Annotated in this window: 16 protein-coding genes; 5 read left to right on the top strand and 11 right to left on the bottom strand. The window is 58.9% G+C overall.

All coding sequences use genetic code 11. The annotated features are described in order from the left end of the window. From AB7F49_RS34105 to AB7F49_RS34085, 5 genes are all read right to left on the bottom strand, one after another. Nucleotides 1–266 (bottom strand): hypothetical protein (locus tag AB7F49_RS34105; RefSeq protein WP_428530611.1); only part of this gene is annotated, 266 nt, incomplete at its 3' end. A 22-nt stretch (nucleotides 267–288) separates the two neighbouring features. Continuing rightward, nucleotides 289–681 (bottom strand): hypothetical protein, encoded by a 393-nt coding sequence (locus AB7F49_RS34100; RefSeq protein WP_428530608.1) that lies wholly within the window; start codon nucleotides 679–681, stop codon nucleotides 289–291. Next, a complete protein-coding gene (locus AB7F49_RS34095; protein WP_428530605.1) occupies nucleotides 678–1,094 on the bottom strand; it encodes a hypothetical protein in 417 nt (138 codons plus the stop codon). Before AB7F49_RS34095 ends, AB7F49_RS34100 begins: the two co-directional genes overlap by 4 nt. 29 nt (nucleotides 1,095–1,123) lie before the next feature. After that, complete coding sequence (locus AB7F49_RS34090; RefSeq protein ID WP_428530602.1) at nucleotides 1,124–2,530, bottom strand: hypothetical protein; 1,407 nt, start codon at nucleotides 2,528–2,530, stop codon at nucleotides 1,124–1,126. A gap of 139 nt (nucleotides 2,531–2,669) precedes the next feature. Next, nucleotides 2,670–2,921, bottom strand: coding sequence for a hypothetical protein (locus AB7F49_RS34085; protein ID WP_428530599.1), 252 nt, complete (start codon nucleotides 2,919–2,921; stop codon nucleotides 2,670–2,672). A gap of 63 nt (nucleotides 2,922–2,984) precedes the next feature. On the opposite strand from AB7F49_RS34085, the gene AB7F49_RS34080 reads away from it, so the two are divergent. Both AB7F49_RS34080 and AB7F49_RS34075 read left to right on the top strand, forming a co-directional pair. Then, nucleotides 2,985–3,353 (top strand): hypothetical protein, encoded by a 369-nt coding sequence (locus AB7F49_RS34080; protein ID WP_428530596.1) that lies wholly within the window; start codon nucleotides 2,985–2,987, stop codon nucleotides 3,351–3,353. Nucleotides 3,354–3,585: 232 nt separating this feature from the next. Next, a complete protein-coding gene (locus tag AB7F49_RS34075; protein ID WP_428530593.1) occupies nucleotides 3,586–4,134 on the top strand; it encodes a hypothetical protein in 549 nt (182 codons plus the stop codon). A gap of 129 nt (nucleotides 4,135–4,263) precedes the next feature. Here the strand turns inward: AB7F49_RS34075 and AB7F49_RS34070 are convergent, their stop codons facing one another. The 5 genes from AB7F49_RS34070 to AB7F49_RS34050 all read right to left on the bottom strand — a co-directional run bounded on the left by AB7F49_RS34070 (nucleotide 4,264) and on the right by AB7F49_RS34050 (nucleotide 7,855). Further along, nucleotides 4,264–4,635, bottom strand: coding sequence for a hypothetical protein (locus AB7F49_RS34070; RefSeq protein ID WP_428530590.1), 372 nt, complete (start codon nucleotides 4,633–4,635; stop codon nucleotides 4,264–4,266). 327 nt (nucleotides 4,636–4,962) lie between these two features. Continuing rightward, nucleotides 4,963–5,829, bottom strand: a complete 867-nt coding sequence (locus tag AB7F49_RS34065; RefSeq protein WP_428530587.1) for a hypothetical protein — start codon at nucleotides 5,827–5,829, stop codon at nucleotides 4,963–4,965. A gap of 124 nt (nucleotides 5,830–5,953) precedes the next feature. Continuing rightward, a complete protein-coding gene (locus AB7F49_RS34060; RefSeq protein ID WP_428530584.1) occupies nucleotides 5,954–6,250 on the bottom strand; it encodes a hypothetical protein in 297 nt (98 codons plus the stop codon). Nucleotides 6,251–6,267: 17 nt separating this feature from the next. Then, nucleotides 6,268–6,519, bottom strand: a complete 252-nt coding sequence (locus AB7F49_RS34055) for a helix-turn-helix transcriptional regulator (RefSeq protein WP_428530581.1) — start codon at nucleotides 6,517–6,519, stop codon at nucleotides 6,268–6,270. A 106-nt stretch (nucleotides 6,520–6,625) separates the two neighbouring features. After that, nucleotides 6,626–7,855 (bottom strand): phage integrase central domain-containing protein, encoded by a 1,230-nt coding sequence (locus AB7F49_RS34050; RefSeq protein ID WP_428530578.1) that lies wholly within the window; start codon nucleotides 7,853–7,855, stop codon nucleotides 6,626–6,628. A gap of 503 nt (nucleotides 7,856–8,358) precedes the next feature. On the opposite strand from AB7F49_RS34050, the gene AB7F49_RS34045 reads away from it, so the two are divergent. From AB7F49_RS34045 to AB7F49_RS34035, 3 genes are all read left to right on the top strand, one after another. Further along, the gene (locus AB7F49_RS34045) at nucleotides 8,359–8,508 is read left to right on the top strand and encodes a hypothetical protein (protein WP_428530575.1); all 150 of its coding nucleotides are present in this window, start codon (nucleotides 8,359–8,361) and stop codon (nucleotides 8,506–8,508) included. A gap of 70 nt (nucleotides 8,509–8,578) precedes the next feature. Continuing rightward, nucleotides 8,579–9,736, top strand: coding sequence for a glycosyltransferase family 4 protein (locus AB7F49_RS34040; RefSeq protein ID WP_428530572.1), 1,158 nt, complete (start codon nucleotides 8,579–8,581; stop codon nucleotides 9,734–9,736). Nucleotides 9,737–9,983: 247 nt separating this feature from the next. Continuing rightward, nucleotides 9,984–11,306 (top strand): PAS domain S-box protein, encoded by a 1,323-nt coding sequence (locus AB7F49_RS34035; RefSeq protein WP_428530614.1) that lies wholly within the window; start codon nucleotides 9,984–9,986, stop codon nucleotides 11,304–11,306. A gap of 151 nt (nucleotides 11,307–11,457) precedes the next feature. Here AB7F49_RS34035 and AB7F49_RS34030 read toward each other — a convergent pair. Then, the coding region (locus tag AB7F49_RS34030; protein WP_428530569.1) for an ATP-binding protein at nucleotides 11,458–11,762 on the bottom strand (305 nt) is incomplete at its 5' end.

The following is an 11,762-nucleotide window of genomic DNA, read 5'->3' as shown; positions in this document are numbered from 1 at the left end:
TCGACCTCCGTCACGCGCTTCAACCACTCGTCGGCCGGATTGCGCATGTTCGCTAGGGCATCGAGTTTGCCTCGTGCCTGAACGCGCCGTGCTGTGAGCCGCTCCAACTCGTCCTTGGCGGTCGGATCGTTGCTCGGATCGACCGCGTTGTGGATCGCATCGGCACGCGCCTTGATGGTTGCGAGCGCACCGTGGGCGAGGTCGATCTCAACGTCCAAGAGCGCGAGGCGCTTGGTGGTTACGGGCGGCAGCTTGCCTTGTGGCATGACTCATACTCCCTTTGGTGGTTTACGAAGATACATACCCAGTCAGGACAGGGCGGTACCGGTCCATCAGGGTTTGACGTTCCTTGATCTGCTGCGGGTGGGTCGCGCAAAGCGCCTCCGCCTCTTGCTCAAGGACGTCAGCCTTTCGGTAGAAGCCCGCAGCGCGTTCGAGCGCGTAGTTCCACGGCGCGCCATATCGCTGCTCGTGTTGGCGCGAGTGCTCCTCGAATTTGCGCGCAAGCACGCGCGCATCTTCCGCCCACTCGCGAACAATGGCGGCCCATCGCAAGCCCTCGTCCGTCCCGCCGATCTGCGAGATGGTGCGCCGCCATGAGGGCGAACACTCAGAGCGAAGGTGCGGGAACGGCGCGGGAGGAGGCGGCGGCTTCCGTTTGGTGCGGTAGGGCTTCCTCATTTGACGTTCTTCCATGCGTCTTCCAGCCGCTTGCTCCGACGCTCATAGGCGGCCTTGGCATCCGCACTCACGATCGGCGCTTGTGGGGCTGCTGCTGGCGATGCGGCAGGAGCGGGCGGCGGCGCTGGCTTCTTCCAAGCGTCTTGAGTGCGCTTGACCATCATGGCGTGCGACGCATCGAGGCGTACCCGATCATTCATCGGGATCACGCCGTGGCGCGGGCGCTGGTGTGCGGCATCGAAGGTTGGCTTGTTGTCGTCCTTCGACTTGCCATCCATGAGTGTCAGGGGAACAGAGACTTTGCCGCCATCGGGCACGATGCAAGAAGCATCGTTGGGAGCGGTCTTGATGATGTTACCGTGCTCATCGAGAACGAGGACACCACCATCTTGCAAGCGGTAAGGGTTGGTCATTGGTTCAGATCCTTGTGTTGGTACGGGGGCTACCAAAATCGTGCGCCCATGAACTCGGAAAGCGCGGCAAGACGGTTCACGGCGGGATTGCGCTTGCGCTCCTCGTCCGTCGCGTCGATGTAATCCAAGGTGTACCGGTACTTGGAGTGAACGAGATTGGTCAGGACACCGGCAACGACGTTCGCCACGTCATCATGTCCGCCAGGTGCATGGTCGATCGTATCCCGGCCCCCGCGTGCCGTGCGGCGCTCGAGGCCGACGATCTGATGGAGCATGCGCTCGTTATCGAGCAAGTCCGCGCGATGCGAGTTCAGGAGCGGCAAGAACGCCGAGTAAAGTTCTGACTTGGACTTCGCGGATGCCTCATAGCTGATACCGTGCCGCTGGAAGACCTCTCGCGGCCACTCACCGCCAAACCTGTCGCCGATGACTTTGGTAATCTTGTAGGCCTTCAACAGCTCCGCATACTCCGCGACAACCGCCTCCGGTGAGAAGGGCGGCTTGCGCTCGCGGACGGCGTCAAGGACAGCGCCCTCGGAACCCTTTTCCTTGTGGCCGATGGCAAGCGTGAAGCTGTCCGTGCCCGAACCGCCCGCACAATCGACGAAAGCCGTGTAGGTAACGCCACGCTGGTATGGGCGCTCGTGAACACCCGATTCCATGCATTGCTCGACGATCTCGCGGGCGATGAAAGCTTCCACGTCGCTGCGGAATTGCGCACCGTACTCGGCAGCCGCCGCAATCGGATCGTCCTCATAGGCTTGGTCAAGGAAGCTTTGCGGGACGGACGGGTTCATCACGCGGGTGGCGGCCTGCCAGACGAGAACCGGGCCTGGCTTACCGAAGAACTTGCGATGGGCGTTCCAGATGATGCCCCTTCGTGCGTATGGGCTTGACGCCACAAGCAGCATGGATGTCGGGATCGTTGCCATCGCAGGGCGGATGGCATTCAAAATCTCGGAGTCGGGGTTGCTGCTGTCCTCCGACCGCCAGAAGGCCGCCTCATCGAGCAACGCGGCAACCAAGGTAAACCCGCGCGTTGAACGGAAGGATGCTGTATGGACTTCGATGGTGACGGAATTGCTGAGATCGACGGATTCCGCGGTCTCCCGCTCAATCAGGCGATTGAGCATGGCCACGCCTTTCAGCAAGCCCATGACGTACCGCAGGATGACGCGCGCTTGCTTACGGTCGGCGGCAATCACGGATACCGTGCCGCGCTCGCCCGGCTGCAAATAGCGCCGGTAATCTTTGAAGCACGCCAAGTAAACAGCGATGATGGCAAGGATGAATGACTTGCCAGCACGACGACCGCAGATCAGCCAGCCTTCCTTGGCAATCTCATCCGGGGCATCATCGCGGCCGGTACATGCCTTGTAGGTCTCGAACTGTTCGCGGGTCATTGGTAACGCAAACAATGCGGACAGGAACGCCATCCATGCCGACCATGATGCCTTGTTCTTGAACCAAGGCTTGAACAGATGCGGGTCGGCTATCGCATCCAAGATGGACAAGGATGACTCTTGCCTATGGCGACTGAGGCGCACGCGATTGGATGGACGAGACAGGCGGACCCTAGTCATCATCGTCCTCGCTGTGCTCGATCAGGCGGGGCTGTCTGTTCCTCAAGTAGGAATCGAGATCAGGCACCTGCTTTGATTTGCGGGACAAGCCGATGGTGTTGGATAGCCGCACCGATGCATTGACCAATGCGAGATAGGCGTCCATGTCGATGGACTCGCCTCGCACATGCGCGGCCTCCATATCCTCAATGATGGACGTTACCGCAGCGAGGCGTCGCACGAGATGCAAGCGCGCTTCGCTCACATTGTCCAATCCGCCTTGATCGCTGATTAGGTTGGAACAGACTTCCGCCCAGCGCTTTGCCGCATGGGTGCGACCATCAACGGATGGCATGTAGCGCTTGCGAATATTACTGGGTCGTTCGGGTGCAGTGCGCGCAACATCCCGACTGCCATTGAGTCGGTGTCGTTCCATAGAGCGACTTATGTGAAGATTTTGCGCGCTTCTCAACCCATGAATGGGGATAGCTTCGCCGATACACTTCCTTCGCAAGCCTATGTTCTTGATAGCGCCATGGAGTTCTGCGGTGTTGGGATGTTCGCTTATCATCCCAATGCGTCTGTTTTGATGGATTGGCGGGTGTGTGTCAGCGAGGATTTTGATGATTTAATAGCTTCTGTCTGGGTGATTTGCCAGCAATCACGATATGAGCGCTATGCTGTCTATGGCCTCTAATCCCTTATAGGCTTTGCTGCGATCATTGTGCCACTTGTCGTCTATCTTTGGCCTATTGCATTAGTGCGATTGCGCTTTGCGCGATCATGCAAGGTGCGCTGTATTCTGTTCTTGCTGTTATGCTGATTTGTATTGCTCGTGATTGTTCGGGTGCTTTTGCGCGCTGTAGGTAATGCGGCTTTTACCTAGATTGTTTACCGCGCTGTTATTCTGGGCGTGTCATTGTTCTCGGATGCGCCTCACATCCGACAAACGCATCGCAGCGCGAGATCGCCGCAAAGCTGCCATTCACGAGGCTGGTCACTTCGTAATGGGTGAGCACTTGGGCTTCACGATGGAGTGGGCCTGCATCGAGCGCACTTTCAGCGACAATCCGTCTGGGGAGAAGCTTTGGGTTGGGCGAACGCGGCGCGTCAATGGCGGCAGCAAGCAGGCGGTGCGACTCTATGCCGTTGCGGGCTCGGTCGCAGAGTCCATCTGGGATGGTAGCGACGACTTTTTTGAGGAAGAATTCTACGACAAGGATGCGCTATCGGCGACGGATTGGGCAGGGGCTGGCTGCAAACCCGGCAATCCTACCAAGGTGTTCCTGTCCGCAATCGAGCAGGCGTATACCTTGTTTGAGCGATCTGGCCCGCTATGGCCTCGCGTGTTGGCCAAGTCCCGCGAGTTGATCGTGGATAGTCGTGACCACATATCGCCTGAGGAGTTGCGCGAGCAGCAAGGCCTACGCTTGAGCGCTGATGTTCCCGTTCGCTACGCGGGTTCTGCTGGCGAATGACGCGGCTGCACGCGAATTCGAGGGCTCGAATGGCGACGACACGCAAACCGCGTCTACGGCCTTCTGCGCGCCTTTTAAGCCCGGTTCGTCTAACCCATTGAAGACGCCAGCTTCTTGAATCCCACTCGATTATCGGTCCCGAAGACGGCGACGATTGCGGTCCCGGATGCGATTGTGGCGCTTGACCTCGACCGAGTCCGGGTCACGCCGCGCGGGATAGATGTCGTCAGCGGCTCCCCTGCGCTTCTGAGCGAAGTCGTCACAGACAAGGTCTGCCTCTTTCAGGAACCGGATCAGCCTTTTGGCCTCCGAGATCACCATAGATGCTAACGCTGGCGAGACGTTGATGCCGACGTGTTCAAGGAGTTGTCTTGCGCGCTCGGCTTTTATACCGGGTTCGGTCACCGCCAGTCGTTGTAGAAGCTCTACCGCATTGCGCGGCGCATCGTCTGACAGGACAAAACACGTACTACCTAGTGGTTCATCATCTTGTTCGCGCATGGCGATACCCTTTCCGATCCTTTGCTGGAACGCGGAATACTGGGAACGCCATTACTAAATGCGGATTTGAGAACCTAAGCTCTCACGATAGCTACAACGAATACAGACACAAACCCGGCACTGATCCTATTCACTGCGCGCGAAGCGCCTATAGAGGTTGATATGAGCCTACGCGGGTTGCCTTCACTGTCTAAGGATTGCCTGCGGTCTGTGAAGGTTTACTTGGGTTGCTGAGAGCCTGAGATGACCGATAGTGGCCTGTAAGGGGTGTGCTGTAGAGCATGTTGAGCATGATGTTGATAATCGGTCATAACACTAGAGCGGTTCTCACAACTCCATTTTACTTGGCAGCTTTAGTACACTCAGACCCAGCCTTGGCACCTCGATCATCTTGAACTTGTGCAGCAGTCCTGCCCTGTATCCTTGCGTGAGTCGCCGCGCGATGCGCTGAGGCACCCGTTTGTGCAAGTCGTCCAGTGATTTTTCGTCGATGGTACCGGCAAGGATAAAGTTGTGTCCGATGAATTCGGCGGGGTTCAGCCCCATCAGATCGGAAGGCAGCGTGATACCGAACCGTTCCGTCATCCGCCTCACAGCTTCCGACCCGATGAACCGCGTCTCGACATGGCAGCACGGCTGGCGTCGCACCTTCGAGGGCCGATCCCAATAGGCGAGCACGTTCCGGGTGGGCTTCTTGCCGACCTCTTTATACCGGACCCAATAGGTTCCGAATTCCTCGTCCGGCATGCCGTTGGAGCGGTTGAAGCGCAGGATCAGGTGATTGACGAAATGCCCCATCAGAACCCGCGCCGACTCCTTGGTGTCAGTCACGAAGTCCAGTGCGATGTCCAGCCGGCACACCTTTGCGCGGTGCTCGGTCACAATGTCGTCGAGGATCACCAGAGCGTCCGCGCTCGGATGGTTGACGAGGAACCGCCAGCCGACCGTCACGAACATGCCGTCCGCGAACATCTGCACCGGCTTGAAGCGCGGCAGCTTGCCCCGACCCTTCTGCGCATCATGTAGGCGCTTGCGGAGCGGCCCCAGTGCCGGGATTGTGCTGCCCCTGAAGAACAGTTCGAGCGTGTCGCAATAGGCCACAACGTCGTCAACGCCGCTCATCAAGCCGAAGACGGCGGACAGACGGTGGCGGTTGTTGTGCGCCGCGACGGGCGCTAATTTGTTTGCAGGCACGGCCTCGGTTCCGAAAAGCTACAGGCTGTGTATTCAGGGCTCGCAGGAGGACAAGACCTGCGAGCCCTTTCGCTTATAAGTTCCTTCACGACAAAACGCGACCGGGCTTTCACGCGCCGATTCGTCAGGCCAACTCCTTCAGCTTCTTGCGGGCTGCTTTGAGCGACAGTTCAAGCCGCCGCACAAGCTGATACACCTGTTCAGCGGTCAAATAGTGAAAGCTCAGCGGCCCCAATGCAGAATAGACCTTCTCCAAATGCTCCATCGCGTCGTTGTAGTTGCGAACGTCCCTCATCTCGTTCTCGCATGGGGGATCATTCCACCGCGCTCCCTCTGTGGCGAGTTCCAGGCGAAGCAATCCGAAAACGTCACATCCATCATCGTCATCATCTGTCTGTTCGATGACAACGCGGCGGCTCAACCGAACACGTCCAGTCATCACGCGGCCTCCAAGCGCTTCTTGGTACGCTCACTCAGCCGGACGCGGCGATAGAATGTCTTGCGCGTCTCGATGCACTTGGCCTGCCAGCGGACAATGTCGTCTTCTGTCCACGCGACCGCGCGCTCCGAGATGCGGAACGGTTGCGGGAATTCGCCCGCGCGAACCTTCGCCTTGATGACGGATTTGCTCAGGCCAGACCGTTCGACGACCTGGGGCAAGCGAAGGAAGTTCTTTGGGGGTTCAGTCATCGGCGCACTCCTCTGCTTAAAAACATGCGAGGAGTCGCGGCGGGGCTTCTGGGGCTTGATTATACGGAGGCGTTTTTTTGCGTCAACGGTGTGCGCGGTGTTTACGTTAATCGCCGCAGTAGTCCGCCCAAGCCTGCATGAGTTTGGCGCGGCGCTCGAACATCGTGGTGCGCTTGTAGGCGCGGATCACGGCGTCACTGACAACGTGGGCCAGCGCGGCCTCAATGACGTGTTCTGGGTAATTGGTCTTGTCGGCAGCCCAAGATCGGAACGTCGCGCGCATGCCGTGGGTCGTCACGTGATCGTACTTCATGCGGGCGAGAAGTTGCGCCATCGCCATGTTTGAGATGGCGGTCTTCGGCCGTGTCCCGCAAAAGACAAAATCGTTACCGGTCTCGCGGGGCAAGTTCCGAAGCAGTTCCACTGCGCGGTCGGACAGCGGGATGCGGTGTTCCTGCGCCGCCTTCATCCGCTCCTTCGGAATCGTCCAGAGCGCATTGTCCAAATCGAACTCGGACCAGACGGCGCCGATCGTCTCCGACGTTCTGGTGGCGCAGAGGATCGTCAGTTCCAGTGCCCACGCGGCAAATCCCGTGCGCTGGCGCAGGGCGGCCATGAACTTCGGCATTTCGGTATAGGGCAGCGACGGGTGGTGCTGGACCTTGGCGATCTTCGTCGGCTTGGGCAGGAGTTGATCGAGGTTCCCCTTCCAGCGCGCCGGATTGAGCCCCTCCTCGCGATAGCCCTTGCTCATGGACATAGCGAGCACGGCTTCGATACGCTGGCGGGTCCGGGACATTGTCTCGGTCTTGGTCTGCCAGTGAGGTTCCAACACCTTCAGGATCAGACCCCGATCCACGTCCGCCACGGCGATCTTGCCAATGACCGGGTAAACGTAGGTCGCCATCGTGGATTGGTATTGCTGCCGGTGAACGAGCGACTTCCATTCCACATGGTTGCGCTCGTAGTATTCCTCCGCGGCCTGCTTGAAGGTGACTGACCGGGCCTCCTCGAGCGCACGGGCCGCCCGTTCCGCTTTGCGCGCTGCGACGGGATCCACGCCGTCCGCGATTTGCTGCCGGGCTTTGCGAGCGCGTTCCCGGGCGGCGGCAAGATCGAAGTCAACGAGGCTGCCGAGGCCGAAGTATCGCTCCTTGCCGTGCAAGGTATATCGGAGCACCCAGTTGGCGGCTGCGGGCCGATCCTTGTCAGCCAATCGCGTGATTTGCAGGAGGAGCCCTCGCGTCTGGCCATCCTTGTGCCAGCCGATGCGGCCTTGCGTTTTACTCGTGAGGCGCTCGACTCTGCGAGCGGTCAATGCCAATGCGGACGCCATTACTGTAACCCATCACGGGATTATCCCCGTCGCTGGATCGCTTTTTAGGTAATATCTCCTCGGCCTTAAACCGCTCTTATCGGCCTCTTAAAATTGCGCCGATTGCATTAAGGTCTTCGCAAGCATGATGATCTTGGAATCCTCCTCGGCCCTCCTCGTGTCACGAAGACCGCAAAAATGACGGCCTCCCTCTCCGCCAGCCCGTTTTTGTAAAGCTTCTCTCGCGCGCTCCGGCCAGGCTGAAATTCCCAATGTTTGCGGACATTCGCGGGCGAACCTCCGCACTGCGGTGAGCCGGTCGGGGACCGATATTCTCTCTCTGCGGCCATTTCTCTCCGAACCTCAGGACTTTGCCGGTTTAGTACGGACCTTCGTAAGTGATTGTTTTTAATCGCTTTCTGGTTCCACCCGGCTCCGTACTGTTTGCAAGAACTTTTGGGGAACAGAGAATAGAGAATGCAAACGCGCCGACTGATTTTGCTTCGCTTTTTCGGAGCTCCGGTATGGACTCCTTTGCTACTGCACTGCGTCGCGAGAGCTTGGTGCATTGTTCGAAGCAGCTCCTGAAGGTCAACGAGAGCGGCGAGTTCAAGCGCGGCACGATCGCGGAATCGAAGGAAAGGCGCGCCGATCGCTATTTAGCTCTGCACTAGGATGGCGCGGGCTCCTGCGAGCCGCGTGCCTTCATTGTCGAAACTTCGCTCACGTGAGGGAGTCTTGCCGATGAGGATCGCTCAGATTGCTCCTCTTTATGAACGTGTACCACCCAGACTTTATGGGGGCACCGAACGGATCGTTTCCTACCTGACCGAAGAACTTGTCCGGCAAGGACACGAGGTCACGCTATTTGCAAGTGGCGATTCGATAACGTCGGGGCATCTGGTTCGTTGTTGTGATGTAGCCCTTCGCCTCAACCCTCTAGTCCGGGACCCATTACCTTACCACGTTATTATGCTGGAGGAGGTCCGTCAGGCGGCGAGCAAGTTCGACGTACTGCATTTTCACATCGACTTTTTGCATGCGCCCTTGGTGCGCGACTTTGCCGAACGCACGGTGACGACCCATCACGGCCGTCTGGATTTGCCGGAACTCAAGCCGTTCTACGGAGTTTTTCGCGAACTGCCGCTGGTCGCGATCTCCGATGACCAGCGCAACTACCTGCGGCACGCAAATTGGATTGGGACCGTTCATCACGGACTTCCACGTGATCTTCTTCCCCTCCAAGCCAATCCATCCGGCCGCTACCTTGCTTTTCTCGGTCGGATTTCGCCGGAGAAAGGACCCGACCGCGCGATCGAGATTGCAGTTAAAGCGGGACTGCGGCTGAAGATCGCAGCGAAGATCGACCGCGTCGACCAAGCATATTGGGATGAGAAGATTGGGCCGATGGTCGAAGCCCATTCAAACGTCGAATACGTTGGTGAGATCAACGAGCACGAGAAAGCGGCTTTTCTCGGAGACGCGAGCGCGCTGCTGTTCCCAGTCGATTGGCCCGAGCCGTTCGGACTCGTGATGATTGAGGCCATGGCTTGCGGTACCCCTGTCGTAGCCTTCCGGCGAGGCTCAGTTCCCGAGATCGTCGAAGAGAGCGAGTCTGGTTTCATTGTCGATACGGTCGAGGGTGCAGTATCCGCTGTGCAGCGAATCTCCAGCCTGGATCGAGCGAAGGTCCGCGCTACGTTCGACCGCAAATTCACCGTCGAACGTATGGCTCACGACTATGTCCAAATCTACCGGACGCTTGCCGAAACAGGTATCGAGGCCGGGCGGTCGATCCGGTTGAAGTCCAAATTCATGCCGTCCGCGACCCATAAGTCGGCACGCGACTTCGCGCATGCAGGAGCGGGAAACAATGCCCGGACAGATTCGATACGCCCTTGAGGGGCCCGCGGCCGATCTAGCACTGATCCAGCAGCAGTTGTTGGTGAGTGCTAATTTAGCCGCCGTCGTATGAGTTCGGCGACAGCAGTGGCACAAGCTGCTAAGGTTCGATCAGCAGCAATCTTGGTAGGTGTCCTTGAGAACGTCTTTATCTACTAGCAACGATCGCGGCACTGGTAATACGAGCTCGGAGTACACCCCGCTCCCGCTGCCCGACGTTCTGCCGGCAGAGAAAATTCTCGACGCTGTGGCCGAGGCTATCTACACAACCGACGCCGAAGGCCGGATCACATATTACAATAGAGCTGCTGCCGAACTATGGGGCGCTTGCCCGGAGATAGGCAAAGCCGAGTTTTGCGGTTCGTGGAAGCTCTACCACCCGGATGGCACTCCATTGCCGCACAATGAGTGCCCGATGGCAATTGCTCTGTCCGAAAGACGAGCTGTCCGCGGCATGACAGCAATTGCCGAACGGCCCGATGGCACGCAAGTGCCCTTCCTCGCCGCCCCTACGCCGATCTTTGACGCAAGCGGCGTCCTGATCGGGGCCGTGAACATGCTGATGGACCTGACGGAGTACCGCGCCAGGGACGAGGCTGCCCGACGATATGCCGCGATCGTCGAACATTCCGACGACGCCATCGTTGCCAAGGATCTCAAGGGAATCATCACCGCCTGGAATCGTGGCGCCGAACGCTTGTTCGGCTATACGGCGGCTGAAGCGATCGGCAAGCCTGTCACCATGCTCATCCCTGCCGACCGACCGGACGAGGAGCCCAGCATTCTCGCACGCATCCGCCTGGGCGAGCGCGTTGAACACTACGAAACCACCCGCCAGCGCAAGGACGGCACGCACGTTGAAATCTCCTTGACTGTTTCTCCCGTGAAGGATGAGCGGGGTCGAGTGATCGGGGCGTCCAAGATCGCGCGCGACATTACGGAGCGCCGGCGGGCGGAAGAGCAAAGGCGTTTGCTCCTTCGTGAGATGGATCATCGGGTCAAGAACATGCTCGCCTTGGCTGGGAGCGTTGTGAGCGCGAGCGCGCGGTCGGAAACGACCGTGAAAGGTCTTTCCTCTGCCGTGTCTGCTCGCCTGGTAGCTTTGGCGCAAGCGCATTCTCTTGTGCTAAACCCGGCCATGGAAGGCAGCGATCGCGGAAAGACGGGGACGACCCTACACGCGCTGATCAAGATGATACTAGCGCCCTATCGAGAGGGAGAGAACATTCCCGTTTCGGGGGCAGATATCCCGATGGGGCGACACGTTATCAGCGACCTTGCGCTGCTGCTGCACGAATTCGCAACAAACGCCGCAAAATACGGTGCGCTTTCGACGGCCGGCGGTCGCATCAGCATTGCGGTTGTCGAACAAGGCGCTGATATCGTCCTCACCTGGGTTGAGCGGGGAGGTCCCGTCGTTAAGCCGCGCCGGAAGGAGGGGTTTGGCACGCTCCTCGTCAAGACAGCCATCAGCGGTCAGCTTGGCGGGCGCGCCTCGTATGATTGGCAACGAGATGGATTGACGATCACCATGTCCATTCCGAAAGAGCGGTTACAATCGCGTTCGTGACGTCGATCGGCGCCGACTTCAATGCCGACGTGACGGTGCTGCAGTTGGACTGATCCTCCGATCTTGCTGAGCGGCAGGGTTGGCGTGCCACAGTGCATACCGCCAGTCGGGGTGCTGACAAGCAATGCCAAGCATTTGGATTCCAGTGGGTTCAAGCAGGCAGTGGGTCGGCCTTAGCTGAGACCCGCTGTCGGTTGGGCCTAAGTTCAGGTACTATAGTGGCTCTCAATCCACCGAGGGTCGAGCGAGACAAGTCGAGCCGCCACCCGTAGGCGTCAAGAACGTCCTGGACGATCGCAAGCCCAAGGCCCGCAACTCCACCGCTTTCATCGAGACGAGCGCCGCGTTCGAGCACGCGGGGCATGTCGGTCGGGCTAAGTCCGCTTCCATCATCTTCGATTGTGATCGACTCTGCCAAGCCATGCTCGGCCGTGATGCGGACCAGCCCCGCGGCAT

Origin of the sequence: Pseudorhodoplanes sp., assembly GCF_050250235.1 — a bacterium.
Taxonomy (GTDB): domain Bacteria; phylum Pseudomonadota; class Alphaproteobacteria; order Rhizobiales; family Xanthobacteraceae; genus Pseudorhodoplanes.
This window is presented reverse-complemented; position numbering and strand designations above follow the sequence as displayed.